The organism is Pseudomonas sp. Irchel 3E20 (genome assembly GCF_900187645.1).
Classification (GTDB): Bacteria; Pseudomonadota; Gammaproteobacteria; order Pseudomonadales; family Pseudomonadaceae; genus Aquipseudomonas.
In genome coordinates this window covers 26,836-44,949 of the sequence record NZ_FYEE01000015.1, presented here as the reverse complement: position 1 = coordinate 44,949, position 18,114 = coordinate 26,836, and the positions used below count along the sequence as shown (strand labels likewise).

Annotated in this window: 16 protein-coding genes; 1 reads left to right on the top strand and 15 read right to left on the bottom strand. The window is 65.6% G+C overall.

Translation table 11 applies throughout. From position 1 onward, the window contains the following. Positions 1-62: 62 nt before the first annotated feature. Genes CKW13_RS21760 through rluC form a run of 3 tightly spaced genes read right to left on the bottom strand, consistent with a single transcriptional unit; the run spans position 63 to position 2,685 of the window. A complete protein-coding gene (locus CKW13_RS21760; RefSeq protein WP_095110838.1) occupies positions 63-1,052 on the bottom strand; it encodes a S49 family peptidase in 990 nt (329 codons plus the stop codon). Positions 1,053-1,070: 18 nt separating this feature from the next. Further along, positions 1,071-1,739: an HAD-IA family hydrolase gene (locus tag CKW13_RS21755; protein ID WP_095110837.1), complete on the bottom strand. Its 669-nt coding sequence runs from the start codon at positions 1,737-1,739 to the stop codon at positions 1,071-1,073. After that, a complete protein-coding gene (gene rluC, locus CKW13_RS21750) occupies positions 1,729-2,685 on the bottom strand; it encodes a 23S rRNA pseudouridine(955/2504/2580) synthase RluC (protein WP_095110836.1) in 957 nt (318 codons plus the stop codon). The genes CKW13_RS21755 and rluC overlap by 11 nt, the downstream gene beginning before the upstream one ends. 702 nt (positions 2,686-3,387) lie before the next feature. On the opposite strand from rluC, the gene rne reads away from it, so the two are divergent. Further along, positions 3,388-6,552, top strand: a complete 3,165-nt coding sequence (gene rne / locus CKW13_RS21745) for a ribonuclease E (RefSeq protein WP_095110835.1) — start codon at positions 3,388-3,390, stop codon at positions 6,550-6,552. Positions 6,553-6,608: 56 nt separating this feature from the next. Here the strand turns inward: rne and CKW13_RS21740 are convergent, their stop codons facing one another. The 12 genes from CKW13_RS21740 to CKW13_RS21685 all read right to left on the bottom strand — a co-directional run bounded on the left by CKW13_RS21740 (position 6,609) and on the right by CKW13_RS21685 (position 18,028). After that, positions 6,609-7,190: an NTP transferase domain-containing protein gene (locus CKW13_RS21740; protein WP_095110834.1), complete on the bottom strand. Its 582-nt coding sequence runs from the start codon at positions 7,188-7,190 to the stop codon at positions 6,609-6,611. Then, entirely contained in the window at positions 7,187-8,173 is a 987-nt protein-coding gene (locus CKW13_RS21735; protein ID WP_095110891.1) for an XdhC family protein, read from the bottom strand. Before CKW13_RS21735 ends, CKW13_RS21740 begins: the two co-directional genes overlap by 4 nt. After that, complete coding sequence (locus CKW13_RS21730) at positions 8,173-10,479, bottom strand: xanthine dehydrogenase family protein molybdopterin-binding subunit (protein WP_095110833.1); 2,307 nt, start codon at positions 10,477-10,479, stop codon at positions 8,173-8,175. Before CKW13_RS21730 ends, CKW13_RS21735 begins: the two co-directional genes overlap by 1 nt. Continuing rightward, positions 10,476-10,946, bottom strand: coding sequence for a (2Fe-2S)-binding protein (locus CKW13_RS21725; RefSeq protein WP_095110832.1), 471 nt, complete (start codon positions 10,944-10,946; stop codon positions 10,476-10,478). Before CKW13_RS21725 ends, CKW13_RS21730 begins: the two co-directional genes overlap by 4 nt. A gap of 237 nt (positions 10,947-11,183) precedes the next feature. After that, a complete protein-coding gene (gene murB / locus CKW13_RS21720) occupies positions 11,184-12,203 on the bottom strand; it encodes a UDP-N-acetylmuramate dehydrogenase (RefSeq protein WP_095110831.1) in 1,020 nt (339 codons plus the stop codon). Continuing rightward, positions 12,200-12,664 carry a low molecular weight protein-tyrosine-phosphatase gene (locus CKW13_RS21715; RefSeq protein ID WP_095110830.1) on the bottom strand — a complete coding sequence of 155 codons (465 nt, stop codon included), beginning with the start codon at positions 12,662-12,664 and terminating at the stop codon, positions 12,200-12,202. Before CKW13_RS21715 ends, murB begins: the two co-directional genes overlap by 4 nt. Beyond that, the gene (gene kdsB / locus CKW13_RS21710) at positions 12,664-13,428 is read right to left on the bottom strand and encodes a 3-deoxy-manno-octulosonate cytidylyltransferase (RefSeq protein WP_095110829.1); all 765 of its coding nucleotides are present in this window, start codon (positions 13,426-13,428) and stop codon (positions 12,664-12,666) included. The genes CKW13_RS21715 and kdsB overlap by 1 nt, the downstream gene beginning before the upstream one ends. Continuing rightward, the gene (locus CKW13_RS21705) at positions 13,425-13,610 is read right to left on the bottom strand and encodes a Trm112 family protein (protein WP_095110828.1); all 186 of its coding nucleotides are present in this window, start codon (positions 13,608-13,610) and stop codon (positions 13,425-13,427) included. The genes kdsB and CKW13_RS21705 overlap by 4 nt, the downstream gene beginning before the upstream one ends. A gap of 24 nt (positions 13,611-13,634) precedes the next feature. Further along, entirely contained in the window at positions 13,635-14,645 is a 1,011-nt protein-coding gene (gene lpxK, locus CKW13_RS21700) for a tetraacyldisaccharide 4'-kinase (RefSeq protein WP_095110827.1), read from the bottom strand. Continuing rightward, the gene (locus tag CKW13_RS21695; protein WP_095110826.1) at positions 14,645-15,073 is read right to left on the bottom strand and encodes a biopolymer transporter ExbD; all 429 of its coding nucleotides are present in this window, start codon (positions 15,071-15,073) and stop codon (positions 14,645-14,647) included. The genes lpxK and CKW13_RS21695 overlap by 1 nt, the downstream gene beginning before the upstream one ends. After that, positions 15,070-15,705 carry a MotA/TolQ/ExbB proton channel family protein gene (locus CKW13_RS21690; protein ID WP_176465160.1) on the bottom strand — a complete coding sequence of 212 codons (636 nt, stop codon included), beginning with the start codon at positions 15,703-15,705 and terminating at the stop codon, positions 15,070-15,072. The genes CKW13_RS21695 and CKW13_RS21690 overlap by 4 nt, the downstream gene beginning before the upstream one ends. A 103-nt stretch (positions 15,706-15,808) precedes the next feature. Next, positions 15,809-18,028: a DNA internalization-related competence protein ComEC/Rec2 gene (locus CKW13_RS21685; protein ID WP_095110824.1), complete on the bottom strand. Its 2,220-nt coding sequence runs from the start codon at positions 18,026-18,028 to the stop codon at positions 15,809-15,811. Between the last annotated feature and the right edge of the window lie 86 nt (positions 18,029-18,114).

The following is an 18,114-nucleotide window of genomic DNA, read 5'->3' as shown; positions in this document are numbered from 1 at the left end:
CACAGGCACTGGCCGTGATACCACTGTCGCGAGCAGGGTCGCCCCCACTTGAATGACTGCGCTTAGCGCAAGGCTGGTCCCTGGAAGCCCATCCACATCGCCATCTGCTGCGCAATGCTGGCACCGAGCTTTTTCGAGAAGCGATCAAAGGGCGATTCCTGGACGGTGAAATCGACCAGCTCCTTCTCCTTGATGACATCCCGCGCCACCGAACTGGCGCTGCCCAGACCATCGATCAACCCCAACGGCAACGCCTGCTCGCCGGACCACACGAGGCCGGAAAACAACTCCGGATGCTCCTTGTCCTTCAAGCGCTCGCCACGGCCCTGCTTGACGCTGGCAATGAACTGGCGGTGCGTGGTGTCCAACACGCCTTGCCAGAACTGCGTCTCTTCAGGCTTTTGCGGCTGGAACGGGTCCAGGAAAGACTTATGCTCGCCCGAGGTGTAGGTGCGCCGCTCGACGCCCAGCTTCTCCATGGTGCCGACAAAGCCGTAGCCCGCCGCTGTCACCCCAATGGAGCCGACCAGGCTGGCCTTGTCGGCGTAGATCTGGTCCGCCGCGCTGGCGATGTAATAGGCGCCGGAAGCGCCCAGGTCCGAGATCACCGCATAAACTTTGGTTTTTGGATACAGAGCACGCAAACGGAGGATCTCGTCGTAGACATAACCGGACTGCACCGGGCTGCCGCCAGGACTGTTGATGCGCAGCACCACACCCTTGACCTTCGGGTCCTCGAACGCAGCACGCAGGCTGGCGACGATGTTATCGGCGCTGGCCGCTTCCTTGTCGGCAATCACCCCAACCACATCGATCAGCGCGGTGTAGCCAGGGCCGCGGGCGGCGCTCTTTTCCATGTCCATCAGGGGCGAAAACAGCACCAACGCCAGCATCAGGTACACAAAGGTCAGCAGCTTGAAGAAAATCCCCCAGCGCCGCGAGCGGCGCTGCTCCTGCACACCCGCCAGGAGAGTGTTCTCCAGCAGTTTCCAGCTCTTGTCTTCACCGGCCTCGGCGCCTGCCTTAACGGGTTCCTTCCATTCATTGCTCATGCCATCTACCCCAAGCCACTACTTAATGGGTGCGCCCTGGCCTAGCCAGTCGCGCAACTCGCAGAAACGATCGATCACCCACCGCGGCTCGAAGGTGCGCAAAGCCTCCACCGATTGGGCTCCATAGCTGACCGCCACCGAATCCATCCCCGCATTGCGCGCCATCAGCAGGTCGAACGAAGAGTCCCCCACCATCAACGCCTGCCCGGCCGGAACACGGCAATGGGCAAGGATTTCCTCAAGCATCAAAGGATGGGGCTTGCTCGCGGTTTCATCCGCGGCCCGGGAGATGTCGAAAAAATCTTCCCAGCCATGAGCCTTGAGCACGCGATCCAGGCCTCGGCGCGCCTTGCCGGTGGCCACCGCCAAGTGATAGCCGTCGCGCCGAAAGCCCTCCAGCGACTCCACCACACCTGCAAACAAAGGCGAAGGCTCGGCCTCAAGGGCTATGTAGTGATCTGCGTAATGCTGCCGAAACGCCAGCAGCTCGACGTCGCCGATCTGCGGGTACAGGGTGCGAATCGCCTCGGGCAAGCCCAGGCCAATAATCCCCTTGACCGCCTCGTCGCTGCACAGCGGCAGGGACGAACGGGTGGAAGCCACATGCATGGCCTCGACAATCCGACCAACGGAGTCGGCTAGGGTGCCATCCCAATCGAAGATCAGCAGCTTGTAGTCAGCTTGCACTCAGGCGCTCCACGGTCTTGGCCCACATCTCGTCGACCGGCGCCTGCAACTTGAGCTCGCCACCATCGGGCAACGGCACTGTCAGCATGTAGGCATGCAGGAACAGGCGCTTGCCGCCCAAGTCGCGGATTTCCTTGCTGAACTCTTCATCGCCGTACTTGCTGTCACCGGCAATGCAATGCCCGGCGTGCAGCGTGTGGACGCGAATCTGGTGAGTCCGGCCGGTCACAGGCTTGGCTTCGACCATGGTGGCGAAGTCGCCGAAACGGCGCAGCACCTTGAACAGGGTCAGCGCCTCCTTGCCCTCCTCGTCCACTTCCACCATGCGCTCGCCGGAACGCAGGTTGCTCTTCTGCAACGGCGCCCGCACTTGCTTGATGGACGTCGCCCAGTTGCCGCGTACCAGCGCCATGTAGCGTTTGTCCACGCCATCGCCGCGCAATGCCGCGTGCAAGTGCCGCAGCATGCTGCGCTTCTTCGCGATCATCAGCAGGCCGGAGGTGTCGCGGTCGAGGCGGTGCACCAGCTCCAGCTCCTTGGTGTCCGGGCGCAACTGACGAAAGGCCTCGATCACGCCGAAATTCAAGCCACTGCCACCGTGCACGGCAATGCCAGCAGGCTTATTAATGACAATCAGGGCCTTGTCTTCAAAGACAATCGAGGCTTCCAGGCGCTGCAACAGTCCCCGGGCCAAAGGCACCGGCTCGTCGCGCTCAGGCACGCGCACAGGCGGCACACGGACGATATCGCCGGCTTGCAACTTGTACTCGGGCTTGATCCGGCCCTTGTTCACCCGCACTTCGCCTTTACGCAAAATGCGATAAATCAAGGTCTTGGGCACGCCTTTGAGACGGGCAAGCAGGAAGTTATCGATACGTTGGCCGGCATATTCCGGCGAGACCTCAAGCAGCTGGACACTGGGGGTCGGGGGGGCAGTAGTCGTCATGCCGCGAATGATAACAATTTTTTATGGATTTGAAGCACTTAATGATTGCTGCTATAGTCGCGAACGCCGCCAAAAGCGGCCTGGGCAGCGCATATACGGTCAACCACCGGCCCTGACCAACGCAATTCATCAGGACGCGAGGCCGTCCTACGGGGCTTTCGCCACTTACAGGCAAGGTTCGCGGGTGTAACAAGCGCAGGTGACATGAGGCCTGAAGCGAGCGTGAGAAGCAGAGTCATTACTCGCCTTTTACGCCGATATTCACGGCCAGTTCACAAAGTGCAGTCAGTCGCGAATGAACCTTGGCGAAGGCTTCGGAAACAACGCCTAAATTAGCCATGATGCGTGACCTCCCCTTTCGGAGCTCACGGTAAATGCCAACCCGCTGCGGATTCTGCGCGCGGCAGCACCCGAATTATCAGGGATACGTGTAGGGTGGAGATGCACAACCGTCGGACCGTGTAGCACTAGGCTTATATTTAGACGCTTCATCTCGTCCACATCCGCCGGTTGATTCCTCCTCCTGACTGAGTGCTTAAGTAGCCACAGCAAGCAGGACGCGTAAGTCGCGACTTCGCCCCCTTTGGACGAACCTCGCCAGACACGGGAGTGGCCAACCACTCCTGACGCACCTGACACCGACCGTGAGAAGTCGTGTGTGCCGAACGCCGTTTCCGGCAGCCCGGAAACCGACGGTACTACATGAAAAGAATGCTGATTAACGCAACTCAACCCGAAGAGTTGCGTGTTGCACTGGTAGACGGCCAGCGCCTCTACGACCTGGACATCGAGTCCGGTGCACGCGAGCAGAAGAAGGCCAACATCTATAAAGGCCGGATTACTCGCATCGAACCAAGCCTTGAGGCTGCCTTTGTCGATTTTGGCTCTGAGCGCCACGGCTTCCTGCCCCTCAAAGAAATCTCCCGCGAATACTTCAAGAAAGCCCCCGAAGGCCGCGTCAACATCAAGGACGTCCTGAGCGAAGGCCAGGAAGTCATCGTCCAGGTCGAGAAAGAAGAACGTGGCAACAAGGGCGCAGCCCTGACCACCTTCATCAGCCTGGCCGGTCGTTATCTGGTACTGATGCCGAACAACCCGCGTGCCGGCGGCATCTCGCGCCGCATCGAAGGCGAAGAGCGCAACGAACTGCGCGAAGCCCTCAACGGTCTCGTGGCGCCTGCCGACATGGGCCTGATCGTGCGCACTGCCGGCCTTGGCCGCAGCAGCGAAGAAATGCAGTGGGACCTCGACTACCTGCTGCAACTGTGGACCGCCATTAAAGAAGCGTCCCTGGATCGCTCCGCGCCGTTCCTGATCTACCAGGAAAGCAACGTCATCATCCGCGCGATCCGCGATTACCTGCGCCAGGACATCGGCGAAGTGCTGATCGACAGCGTTGAAGCCCAGGACGAGGCCCTGACTTTCATCCGCCAGGTGATGCCGCAGTACGCCAGCAAGATCAAGCTGTACGAAGACAGCGTGCCGCTGTTCAACCGCTTCCAGATCGAAAGCCAGATCGAAACCGCATTCCAGCGCGTCGTCGAACTGCCGTCCGGCGGCTCCATCGTCATCGATCCGACCGAAGCCCTGGTGTCCATCGATATCAACTCGGCGCGCGCCACCAAAGGCAGCGACATCGAAGAAACCGCCCTGCAGACCAACCTGGAAGCGGCTGAGGAAATCGCCCGCCAACTGCGTCTGCGCGACATTGGCGGCCTGATCGTGATCGACTTCATCGACATGACTCCGGCCAAGAACCAGCGCGCCGTGGAAGAAAAAGTCCGCGAATGCCTGGAAGCCGACCGCGCCCGCGTCCAAGTGGGCCGCATCTCGCGCTTCGGCCTGCTGGAAATGTCCCGTCAGCGCCTACGTCCGTCCCTGGGCGAAAGCAGCGGCATCGTTTGCCCGCGCTGCAACGGCACCGGCATCATCCGTGACGTCGAATCGCTGTCCCTGGCGATCCTGCGCCTGATCGAAGAAGAAGCCCTGAAAGACCGCACCGCCGAAGTCCGCGCGCAAGTGCCGATCCCGGTCGCCGCGTTCCTGCTCAACGAAAAACGCAACTCGATCACCAAGATCGAACTGCGCACCCGTGCCCGCATCGTCATCCTGCCGAACGATCACCTCGAGACGCCGCACTTTGAAGTGCAGCGCCTGCGTGATGACAGCCCGGAAGCCCACATCAACCAGTCCAGCTACGAAATCGCCGCTGCCGCTGCCGAAGTGGAAGAAGTGCAACCGGCTGCCGCTACCCGCACCCTGGTTCGCCAGGAAGCCGCCGTGAAAACCGCGCCGGCCCGTGCCAACGCACCAGTACCGAGCGAAGCCGTCGCCGCCCCGGTCGCACCGGCCGTCGTGCCTGAGCCGAGCCTGTTCAAGGGCCTGGTCAAGTCCCTGGTCAGCCTGTTCGCTACCAAGGAAGAGCCTGCCGCACCGGTCGTGGTCGAGAAACCGGCCAGCGAGCGCCCTGCCCGCAACGAAGAACGTCGTAACGGTCGCCAGCAAAGCCGCAACCGCAACGGCCGCCGCGACGAAGAACGCAAGCCCCGTGAAGAACGTGCCCCTCGCGAAGAACGCGCACCGCGCGAACCCCGTGAGCCACGTGAAGACCGCGCGCCACGCGAAGCCCGTGAAGAGACCCCGGCAGTCGCCCGCGAAGAACGCGCACCGCGCCCACCTCGCGAAGAACGCACCCCTCGCGCCCCACGCGAAGACCGCAAGCCACGCGGCGAGCGTGAAGAGCGCCCGGTACGTGAACTGCGCGAGCCCCTGGACGCCGCTCCAGCCGCTGCCGCCGCCGTTGCAGCCGTGAGTGAAGAACGCCCGGCCCGCCAACCACGGGAAGAGCGCGCACCGCGCCCACCACGTGAAGAGCGCCAGCCACGTGCCGAAGAGGCCGTAGCCGCCGTTGCCGAAGAAGAACTGCTGCCTAATGAAGAGCAACTGCAGGACGACGGTCAGGACGGCGCCGAAGGCGATCGCCCACGCCGCCGCTCCCGTGGCCAGCGTCGTCGCAGCAACCGTCGCGAGCGTCAGCGTGATGCCAACGGCAACGTGATCGAAGGCTCGGAAGAGTCCGAGAACGGCGAAGAACCAAGCAGCGCCGACCTGGCTGCCGGCCTGGCCGTCACTGCCGCCGTGGCCAGCACCGTCATCAGCGCCCCGGCCGAAGCCCAGGCACACCAGCAAGCCGAACGCGCCACCGCTGCCATCGAAGACGCGCCGCAGGTCGAAGCGCCCGCCGTTGAAGCGACCACGCCCGTAGCAGCGCCCGTCGTGGCTGAAGTGGAAGTAGCCGCCGAGCCTCAGGCCGAACCTGAAGCCGTGGCCATCGCAGAGCCGGCTGCGGCCGGTATCGAAGCCTTGGCCCAAGTGCCAGTGGCAGAAGCCGCACCAGAGCCGGTTCGTGAAGAACAGACCGCGTTCAACTGGACCTCGGAGCCTGCTGTAGTCGAAGCCCCAGCCCCAGTGGCCGAAGTAGTGGTTGCCGAGCCTGTTGCTGAGCCGGCGCCAGCCGTCGAAGCTGCAGTCGAAGCGCCAGTGGTTGCCGAAGCCGCCGCGCCGGTCGCCGAAGTGGCCCCAGCCGTGGTACTCAGCGAAAACGGTCGCGCACCGAACGACCCACGTGAAGTGCGTCGCCGCAAGCGTGAAGCCGAGCGTCTGCAGAAGGAAGCCGAACTGGCTAGCGCTGCTGCGCCTGCTGCCATGGAAGCGGCGCCGGTTGCCGAAGTGGTCGAGGCGCCAGCCCAGGCTAGCGAAGTGGCCGCCGAGCCTGCCATCGACGAAAACCTGCGTAGCGTCGAAGAAGTGGTCGAGCACAACCCGCAAGCCCTGGAAGCAGAACACGAGCCTAAACCCCTCGCCTGACGCCAACAGCTGTTGAAAAGCCCCGCCTGAGCAATCAGGCGGGGCTTTTTTATGGTTCAGAACACCAAGGCCTGCGGCTCGTCCACGTCCCACAGCACGCCCAGATCCGGCACCGCCACCTCGGCCACCCGCGCCGAAGCGAACAGGCGCTTGGCCCCACGGTCCCCACTCAGCCCCGCCAATGTCGCACCGAACCCTGCGCCAAACCCCACCGGGTGCCCGCGCTCGCCCTGATGCAGCGGCACCGCGATGCTGTCCGGCATCAACGCGGCAGCCACCTGCTCGATGCTCGCGGGCAACACAAATGGCATGTCCCCCAACACCAGCAACCAACCACCCGCAGAAGGCCCGAGAGCGACCGCCGCAGCGATGCTATCGCCCATACCGCCCGGCTCGACGATCAGCACCTGGCAGCCATAGGCCCGCGCCAGGCTGGCCACTCCGGGGCGATCCGCCGTGGTCACCAGCAGCCGGCGCGTGAACTGCACCGGCAGGTTGCGCAGCACCTGCTCGATCACCGGCCGACGATGGCCATCACGGCCGACACAAGGGGCCAGCAACTTGTCCTGCCCCGCCCCCGCCACCTCGCGAAAGCGCCTGCCCTGGCCGGCCGCCAGCACCACCACCAAAGGCGTCACGCTGCCGCCTCGTCCGCCCGCCGCATGCCGGCCTGGGCCACGCCGTTTTTGTGGGCGACGATTTGCGCCAGCAGCGACAGGGCGATCTCCGCTGGCGTGTGGCTGGCGATGTACAAGCCGATCGGCCCATGCAAGCGCTCGATTGCGGCGCCGGGCAAGCCCAGTTGGGCGAGGTTTTCCCGGCGTTTGCGGCTGTTGGCCCGCGAGCCGAGCGCGCCCACATAGAAAGCCCGGGACTCCAGCGCCGTGAGCAAGGCCATGTCGTCCAGGCGCGGGTCGTGGGTCAGGGCGACGATGGCAGTGCGTTCGTCGGTGTGGATGTTGAGCACCGCGTCATCCGGCATGCCCGCGACGAACCGCCCATGGGCCTCGTCCCAGCCGTGGCTGAACTCTTCGCGCGGGTCGCAGACCAGCACCTCGAAATCCAGCAACCGCGCCATCTGCGCCACATAGCGCGAGAGCTGCCCGGCGCCGATCAGCAGCAAGCGCCAGCGCGGGCCGTAGATCGCGCGCAAGGTGCGCCCATCGAAACTCAGGCTGTCGGCCCGCCCCGCCGCCAGCAACGTCACCCGGCCTGTGGCCAGGTCCAGCTCGCGGGCGACGATTTCGTGGGCCGCGCAGCGCTCCAGCAGTTGCGCGACCCAGGCCGGGTCGTCGAGCCGTTCCTGGGCCAGGCGCAAGGTGCCGCCACAGGGCAGGCCGAAACGGGCCGCCTCGTCGCGGCTGACGCCATAGGTCAGCAGTTCCACGGGCGGGCCGCTCGCCGCCAGGCGTCCGTCATGCAGGCGTGCGATCAGGTCGTCTTCGATGCAGCCGCCGGACACCGAGCCGATCACCACGCCATCATCGCGCAACGCCAGCATCGCCCCTGGCGGGCGGGGCGCGCTGCCCCAGGTCTGCACCACGCTGTAGAGCACCACCGCGCGGCCATCACGGCGCCATTGCAGCACGCTGCGCAACACGTTCAGGTCGACACTGTCCATCAGGCGCGCCATCCCTGGGCCTGTAAGCGCACCGGCAAGTTACGGATGCGCTTGCCGGTGGCGGCGAAAATCGCGTTGCACAGCGCCGGCGCGATGGGTGGCACACCGGGTTCGCCGACACCGCCCAACGGCACCTCGCCGGGCGGGGTGACCAGGTGCACGGCGATTTCCCGAGGCGCCAGGGACATGCGCGCGATTTCGTACATATGGAAGTTGTCCTGCTGCACGCGGCCATCCTTGAAGCTGATTTCCCCCAGCACCGCGTTACCCAGGCCCATCACGCAGGCGCCCTCGAACTGCGAGCGGATGCGCTCGGGGTTGATCTGCGGGCCGCAATCGACGGCGATATCGGCCTTGTGCACGATCAAGGTGCCATCGTCCTGGACTTCCACTTCCAGCACCGCCGCCACGTAGGTGACGAAGCTGTAGTGCACCGCCAGCCCCAGCCCCCGGCCCCTGGGCAGTGGCCGGCCCCACCCGGCAGCCTTGGCCGCCACTTCCAGCACTTGGCGCAGGCGCCCGGTGTCGATGGGGTAGCGCTCGGGGGATTCGCCGTAGTTCCACTCTTCGCTGAGGGTGCGCGGGTCGATCTGGCGGTCCGGGCCCAACAACTTGAGCTGGTATTTGAGCGGGTCCTGGCCGGCTTTATGGGCCAGTTCATCGACAAAGCTCTGGATGGCAAAGCCATGGGGGATGTTGGACACCGAGCGGTACCAGCCGACCCGGGTATGGGCCGCCGCCTCGGGGTTTTCCAGCCGCACGTTGGGGATCGCGTAGGCCATGTTGGTAAAGCCCATGCCCAGCTCGAACGCAGCCTCGTGGGCCATGCCTGGGGCGAACAGCGCGGTGATACTCGGCGCCACCGTGCGGTGCAACCAGCCCGACGGCAAGCCGTCCTTGTTCAAGCTGGCCTTGAGGTACTCGGCCGACACCGTGTGGAAGTAGGAAAAATGAATGTCGTCCTCGCGGGTCCACTGCACCCGCACCGCTGTGCCGGGGAAGGCCTTGGCCAGGATCGCCGCCTCTAGGATGAAATCCGGCTTGGATTTGCGGCCAAAGCCGCCGCCCAGCAGGGTGACGTTAACCCGCACCTGCTCAAAACCGATGCCCAGGCGTTCGGCAATGCGCTCGCGGGTCACCTGCGGTGCCTGGCTCGGCGCCCAGGCTTCGCAGTGGCCATCCTGGAAGCGGGCGATGGCCACCATCGGCTCCATCGGCGATTGCGCCAGGTGCGGCAAGTAGTAGGCGGCTTCCAGGCTGCTGTCAGCGCTGGCCATGGCCTGCTCGATGTCACCGCTGTTGCGCACCACTTTGCCGGGTTGGCGGGCGGCGGCTTCCAGCTCCTGGCGATAGGCGATGGAGTTGTAGCCGGCATTGGCGCCGTCGTCCCACTCGATTTTCAGCGCTTCGCGGCCCTTGATCGCGGCCCAGGTGTTACGGGCAATCACGGCGATACCGCCCAGGGGCTGGAACTCCGAGGGCAACGGCCGGCCCTCGATGGCCATGACTTTGATAACCCCGGGCACCTTGAGCGCCGCGCTGTCGTCCAGCGATTTGACCTTGCCGCCATACACCCGTGGCCGCGCCACGGTGGCGTAGAGCATGCCTTCAAAATGCACGTCGGCGCCGTAGATAGCCCGGCCGTTGACGATATCGGCGCCGTCGATGGCCCGCGTCGCCTCCTTGCCGATGTAGCGGTACTCGTCCGGGCCCTTGAGGCGCAGGCCATCACGCGGTGGCACGGGTAAGGCTGCGGCGGCGCTGGCCAATGCGCCGTAGCCCAGTTCGCGGCCACTGGGCGAGTGAATGACCTGGTGCAAGCGGGCCCGGCATTCGCCCACCGGCACCTGCCACTGGGCGGCGGCCGCCTGCTCCAGCATCGCCCGCGCCGCCGCCCCGCAACGGCGCATCGGCTCGAACCAATGGCGCATGCTGCGCGAACCATCGGTGTCCTGGTTGCCGAAGCGCGCTTCGTCCCCCGGCGCCTGGGCCACGCTGACCCGCGCCCAGTCTGCTTCCAATTCGTCGGCCACCACCATGGCCAGGCTGGTGCGCACGCCTTGGCCCATTTCCGAGCGGTTGCACAGCACCGTGACCTGGCCGTCGGCGGCGATGCTCACGTACACCTTGGGGTCGTCTACCGCGCCGTGGGGCATGCCTTCGGCGCCGAACTTGGCTTCGTCGGCCAAGGCCTGCTGCCAGCCCCAACTGGCCGCCAGCACCAATGCGCCGGTGGCGCCGAGGCCTTTGAGGAAGCCGCGGCGGCTCAAGTTGCTCAGGGCAAAATCGCTGGGTAACGGGCTCATGCCTTGGCCTCCTGCAACCGGGCCGCGGCCTGGTGGATGGCGGTCTTGATGCGGTTGTAGGTGCCGCAGCGGCACAGGTTGCCAAGCATGGCGTGTTCGATTTGTTCGTCGCTGGGGTTGGCCGTGGTTTTGAGCAACGCGGTGGCGGACATGATCTGCCCGCCCTGGCAGTAGCCGCATTGCGCCACCGCCACGTCGAGCCAGGCTTGCTGCACCACTTGGCCCACCGGGTCGTTGTGCAGGTTGTCGATGGTGCTGACGTTACGCCCGGCCACCGAGCCGATGGGGGTGATGCAACTGCGCGCCGGGGCGCCGTCGATATGGACGGTGCAAGCACCGCACAGGCCCATGCCGCAACCGAATTTGGTGCCGCTGTAACCGATCACATCGCGGATGGCCCAGAGCAGGGGCATGTCTTCGGTGACGTCCAGGGGGTGGTCTTGACCGTTGAGTTTGAGTGTCATCATGGGCACGCCCGCCTTGTTTTTGGCTTTGGGTCGAGCCATCTGCCGCTCGGGGCCGAGCGGTGTGGCAACGCAGATGGGCTCAGGCTAAAGGGAGGCTCTCTTGCGAAGACGGGTCTTCACCGGGCCTTTTAAGTACAACGAACGACGCATCGTTAGCAGGCCAAGTTAAGCAGCAATTGACAAAAAAGCCCTGGGATCGAAACGATCACAGGGCTTTGGATACCGCAGGTGCCGAGGCTAGTAGCGGTTGGGCTCCATCTCCAGTTGCACCTTGAAGCGTTGGGCGATGTCCTGCTGGATGCGCTGGGCCAGGTTCAGCAACTGCAACCCGGTGGCGCCGCCGTAGTTGACCAGCACCAAGGCCTGGAGGCGGTGCACGCCGGCATCGGCCTCGCGAAAGCCCTTCCACCCCGCGCGCTCGATCAGCCACCCGGCGGCCAGTTTCATCTGCCCGTCCGCCTGCGGATAAGCCACCAGGTCCGGGTAATCCACCTTGAGCTCGGCCACCAGCGCTGCCGGCACCAGCGGGTTCTTGAAGAAGCTGCCGGCATTGCCGAGCACGGCCGGGTCCGGCAGTTTTTCGCTGCGGATGCTGCAAATCGCCTGGCTCACGTCGCTGGCATTGGGCTGGGCGATGCCCAACTGCGCCAAGCGTTGGCTGACCGGGCCGTAGCCCAGGTGCAAATGCTCGACGCGGCTCAGGGCAAAGCGCACCCGCAGGATCAGCCAGCGCCCCGGCTGCTGCTTGAACAGGCTATCGCGGTAGCCGAAGCGGCAGGCGTGCAGGTCAAAGTCGCGCAACTCGCCGCTTTCGCGGTCCAGGGCGGTCAACCCAGCGAACACGTCCTTGATCTCCACGCCATAAGCGCCGATGTTCTGCATTGGCGCGGCGCCCACGGTGCCGGGGATCAGGCTGAGGTTCTCCAGCCCCGACAGGCCCTGGGCCAGTGTCCACAGCACAAAGGGGTGCCAGGCCTCGCCCGCTTCGGCTTCGACGATCACCTGCACGCCGTCATCGCTAAGGATGCGGATGCCCTGGGTGGCCATGCGCAGTACCAACGCGGGGATGTCGGCAGTCAGCAGCAGGTTGCTGCCGCCACCGATCACCAACAGCGGCAATTGCTGTTGCGCGCAATAGGCCAGCGCTTCGCGCACGTCAGCGTCGCTGTGGGCCTGGGCGAACACCTGGGCGCGCACATCGACGCCGAAGGTGTTGAAGGCCTTGAGCGAAACCTGCGGTTCAAACACCAGGCTCATAGGCGCCCCTTGACTTCGATCACCAGCAAATCGCAGGCATGCTCGATCAAGTCCAGCACCTGCTCGAAGCCTTGCTCGGCGTCGTAGTAAGGGTCGGGCACTTCATCGACGCTGGACGCGTAGCGGCGCAGGAACAGGTCCAACTCTGCACGCCCCTGGGCCGGTTGCAGGGCCTTGAGGTTGCGCAGGTTGCTGTGGTCCATGGCCAGGATCAGGTCGTAATCGGCAAAATCGGCGCGGCTCACCTGCTGCGCGCGCTGGGCCGAGAGGTCGTAGCCACGGAGCAGGGCCGCGGCCTGGCTGCGTTTGTCCGGGGCGTTGCCGACGTGCCAGTCACCGGTGCCGGCCGAAGCCACTTGCACCTGCGCAGCCAACCCGGCCTCGCGCAATTTGTGGCGCAACACGCCTTCGGCGGTGGGCGAGCGGCAGATGTTGCCCAGGCACACGAACAAAACGCGCATCAGGCCTCCAGCAGACGTCGAACGCGTTCGAGGTCTTGCGGGGTGTCGACCCCGGCCGGTGGCGCTTCCAGGGCGTCGGCGACGTGGATGCGCACGCCGTGCCACAAGGCGCGCAGTTGCTCCAGGCACTCGGTGTCTTCCAGCCAGCACGGGCCCCAGTTGACGAAGTCATGAAGGAAGCCGACGCGGTAGGCGTAGATACCGATGTGGCGGCGGTACGGCACGCCGGCGGGCAGTTGCGTGCGATCGCTGGCGAAGGCATCGCGTGCCCAGGGCAAGGTGGCACGGCTGAAGGTCAGGGCCAGGCCGTTGCAGTCGCTGACGACTTTGACGACATTGGTATTGAACAGGGTTTCAACGTCTTCGATCGGCTCACAAAGCGTGGACATGCGCGCCTCGCCGTGGTGCGCCAGGTTGGCCGCCACCTGGTCGATCAGGGCCGGCGGAATCAACGGCTCGTCGCCCTGCACGTTGACCACAATGGCGTCGGGCGCCAAGCCCAGCGCCGTGGCCACTTCGGCCAGGCGATCGGTGCCGGAATTGTGGTCTTCGCGGGTCAGCACCACGTCGGCACCAAAGGCGCGGCAGGCGTCGACTATGCGCGCGTCATCGGTGGCCACCACCACCCGCTCGGCGCTGCTTTTGCAGGCCTGTTCCCAGACGTGCTGGACCATCGGCTTGCCGGCGATCAGTTGCAGCGGCTTGCCCGGCAGGCGGGTGGAGGCAAAGCGCGACGGGATGACAACGGTGAACGCGGTGCTCATTTATCCAGCCGCTCGTCGTTGCTCAGGGTGCGGGCCTCGGTTTCGAGCATCACCGGGATGCCGTCGCGGATCGGGTACGCCAGGCCGGCGCCCTTGCTGATGAGTTCGGTTTTGTCGGCGCTGAGTTTGAGCGGGCCTTTGCAGACCGGGCAGGCAAGGATATCGAGCAGTTTGGTGTCCATGAAAACTCCTTGGATAACAGCGTATTAAGGCAAGAGACGGGTGGATAGCAGGCGCATCAATTGGGTATCGAACCAGGCGACGAAGGCCGGCGACGGCGCGGCATCCACGGCCAGGTACCACCAATCGGCCAAGGCAAAGGCCCGGCATTTGACCGCGTCTTTTTCGGTCATGACCAACGGCAGCGCAGGGGTGAAACTCAAGGCCTGCGGGCTGTACTGGGCATGGTCGGCGAAGGCGTGGGCCACGGGCCGCCAGTGTAGCGCTTGCAGGGTAGTGAAGAAACGCCGCGGGTTGCCGATGCCGGCCACCGCGTGCAGGGCCTGGCCCGGGGCGAAATGATCGAGGCCACGGCGCTCGCCGGTGAGCAGGTTGACCAGCGCCGTGGGTTGCAGTTGGAAGGCGTAACCCTGGGGGGTATCGCTGGCCGCGCCGTTGAACAACTGCGCGTCGACGCTGTGCAGACGCTCCACCGGCTCACGCAGCGGCCCGGCCGGCAGGCAACGGCGATTGCCCAGGCCCCGGACGGCGTCGACCAGCACCAGTTCCAGGTCGCGAGCCAAGCGGTAATGCTGCAAGCCGTCGTCGCACAGGATCAGGTCCAGCGGTTCGGCCGCCAGCAAGGCCTGCACGGCGCGGCTGCGGTCGGGGTCGATCATCAGCGCCACACCGGTGCGCTGCACGATCAGCAAGGGTTCGTCCCCGGCCTCGGTGGCGCTCTGTTCGGCGCGCACGCGCCACGGCAATTGCGCCGGCTTGGCGCCGTAGCCACGGCTGACCACACCCACCCGCAGGCCCTGGCGCTGGCAGTGTTCGATCATCCACAGGATCAACGGCGTCTTGCCGGTGCCGCCCACGGTGATATTGCCGACCACGATCAGCGGCACGGGTGCGCGGTAAATCGTGCCCTCCCCGGCCAGAAAACGTGCGCGCTTGCCCGCCACCACGCGCCGGTACAGCCATTCCAGGGGCTGCAACAGCTTCAGCGCGGGGTGGCCGGTGTACCAGGCGTCGAGCAAGCGATCGGAAAGTGCCATCAGGGAACCGGGGCCGCTTCGACCGTGGTCATGCGCAAATGGCTGAAGCCCAGTTTGCCGGCCGCGTCCATGGCGGTAATCACGGCTTGGTGCGGGGTCTTGCCATCGGCGCTGATGGACAGCGGCAGGCTGGTGTCGCCCGCCGACTCCTTCTGCAAGGCTTCCATCAGGCCGGCGAGGTCGTTCTTGGCCAGCAGTTGGTTGTTGACGCTGTACACGCCGTCGGCGCTGATGGCGATGTCCACCTGCTTGAGCACCTGGTCTTCGGCCGGCGAGCCGCTGACGGCCTCGGGCAGGTCGACGCGCAGTTGGGTTTCGCGGGTGAAGGTGGTGGTCACGACGAAAAACAGCAGCAAGATAAACACCACGTCGATCAGCGAGGCCAGGTTGATATCAACCGTCTCTCGCGGTTTGCGGCGAAATTTCACGCTTTGCCCTCGACCAGATCGACGTCCCGGTCGCCCTGTACCACCTCGACCAATTTGATCGCTTCCTGCTCCATGCCCACCACCAGTTCATCGACCCGGCGTTGCAGGAAGCGATGGAAGAACACGGCGGGGATGCCCACCATCAGGCCCGCGGCCGTGGTAATCAGGGCCTTGGAAATGCCGCCAGCGAGTACCGCGGCATTGGCGCTCATGCCAGTGCCCATGAATGAGCTGAAAATATCGATCATGCCCAGCACCGTGCCCAGCAGGCCCAGCAGCGGCGCCATGGCGGCGATGGTGCCCAGGGTGTTGAGGTAGCGCTCCAGTTCATGAATGACCCGGGCGGCGGCCTCTTCGATGCACTCCTTCATGATCTCGCGGCCATGCTTGGAGTTGGCCAGGCCCGCGGCCAGGATCTCGCCCAGGGGGGAATTGGCGCGCAGCTCCTTGAGTTTTTCCTTGTTCAGCTGTTTGTCCTTGATCCAGCGCCACACCTGGCCCAGCAAGTGCTCGGGGGTGACACGGCTGGCGCGCAGGGTCCACAGGCGTTCGGCGACGATGCCCAGGCCCGCGATGGAACTCAGAATGATCGGCAGCATCATCCAGCCGCCGGATTTGACCAATTCCCACACAGTGACAGCCCCCTCGAAAAAGTGCGCCACTCTAACATAGCGCCGCAGGCCACCGAAGAACGTGATGTCGCATTGACCCCGCGTTTAATAACACCGGGTTATCTCAGGGCGCGCGCCAGAAGCGCCGTTGCTGGCGCAGGGTTTGCGCGGCGCTGAAGGTGCCCAGGTCGAGGCGGATGGCGCCCTGTTCGGCGCTGTCGTAAACGTCCATACCAAGGTAGTGGTAACGCGCCATCACCCGTGGATGAGGGTGACCAAAAGCGTTGCCCTGGCCGCGGGAGATCAACACGGCGCCCGGTTTCAGGGCCTGGAGCAACGCCATTGAGGATGAGCTGCGGCTGCCATGGTGGGGCGCTTGCAACCAATGGGTCGGCACCGCCAGGGGGCTGGCCAGCAGCGCCCGTTCGGCCTCGGTGTCGATATCGCCGGTCAGCAGCAAGCGTTCGCCGCCGGCCTCCACCTGCAACACACAAGAGGTCTGATTGCTGTCGCGGGCGTCGGCCCAGCGCCAGAGGCGGAAGGTCACGCCATCCCATTGCCATTGCTGGCCACTGGTGCAGGCCTGGGCGTTCAAGAACGCCGGCAGCGCGGCCGGGTCGCCGCCGATCACCGCCGCCACCGGCAGGCCCCGCGCCACCGCGCCGGCACCGCCCGCGTGGTCGGCGTCGGCGTGGCTGAGGAGCATCAGGTCCAGGCCCTGAACCCCCAGGCTGTGCAACGCCGGCAGCACCACCCGCTCGCCCAGGTCGAATTCGCCCTGGCGCGGGCCGGCGTCGTACAGCAAGGCGTGCTGGCGCGTGCGCACCAGCACCGCCAGGCCTTGGCCGACGTCCAATTGCCAGACCTGCGCCTGGCCGTGGGCAATCTCCGGGCGCGGCGCATAAACCGCCATCAGCAGCATCGGCCAGCCGAGCCCGCGCAACGGCACGCCGGCGGGCAACAGCAGTAACAACGCGCCCAGGGCGGTGATCGCCCACGCCCACCCCGCCAAGGCCGGCGGCGCCCAGGCCGGGCGTTGCGCAGCCAGCAGCGCGAGGGCGCGAAACAGCAGATCGAGGGCGCCGCCAGCTAGCCACAACAGCCCCTCTCCGACAAACGGCAGCGCCAGCAACGCCGTGCCGAGCAGGGCCAGGGGCAACACCAACAGGCTGATCCAGGGCACGGCCACCAGGTTGGCCAAAGGCCCGCTCAGGCTGATGGGCAAGCCCAACGCCAACAGCACCGGGCCCAGGCCGATTGCGATCAGCCACTGCGCCCGCGTCCAGGCCTGCCAGCCGCGCCAACGGCCCAGGCGAGCGCTGAAGATGAACACCAGCACCGCCACCGCCGCAAACGACAGCCAGAAACCCGGTTGCAGGCTGGCCAGCGGCTCCACCAGCAGCACGCCATTAAGCGCCAGCAACAGCGGCCACCCCGCGCCCAAATGGCGAAAGCGCAAACGCCATAACAGCACCAGGCCGATCATCAGGCAGGCGCGGCGCACCGGCACATCAAACCCGGCCAGCAGGCCATACCCCAGCGCCGCCGCGAACCCCAGGCCACAGGCCCATGGCAGCCACGGCCAGCGCCGCGGCCACAGGCCCAGGCGCGCCAACCCGGCCACCGCGCCATACACCAACCCCGCCAGCAAGCCGATGTGCTGCCCGGAAATCACCAATAGGTGCACGGTGCCGGTATCGCGCAGCACCTGCCAGTCGCTGCTGTCCAGGCCCGCGCCGTCCCCCAGCACCAACGCCGTCAGGGCTGCGTTGCGGCCCTGGGCATCGACCTGCGCCAAGCGCTGGCGCAGGCTGTCGCGCCAGGCCCCGTGCGCCGGTGCCAGGCGTTGGCCGTCCTTGACCGTACCGGTGGCGCCGATGCGCTGGGCCAGCAGCCAGGCGTCGTAATCGAAGGCGTGGGGGTTGAGCAGCCCGCTCGGGCGCTTGAGTTTGACTGCCAGGCGCCAGCGCTCGCCGCTGCGCACTGGTGGCCCGCCGTGCCAGGCCAGGCGCATCAACTTGGGCAAGCGGGCCTTGCGCGCCGTGGCCCCGGCCAGCTCGAAACGCACCACGCTGCCCGCCTCTTGCGGCAACCCCACCACGCGGCCCTCGACCCAGCGGGTCTGCCCGTCCAGCGCCGGGGCCAGGCGATCGGCCAAGGCCCAGTGGGCCGACACGCTGGCCCAACTCAGCCCCAGCAGGCACAACGCCAGTGGATAAGTGCGAAACGGCAACAGCATCAGCGCCAGCGTGACCGCCAGCAGCAATAACCCGACCGGCGGCAGTACCGGCAGAAAACGCAGCGCCAACAAACCCAGCGCCAGCGCCAGCATCCCTGTGCGCATAAGCCCGTCCTTGAGAGTCCACGACTGAGGAATAGCCGGGTCACACAGGCACGCGCTTATTAATTGTCACAAAGTCTGAATCGGCC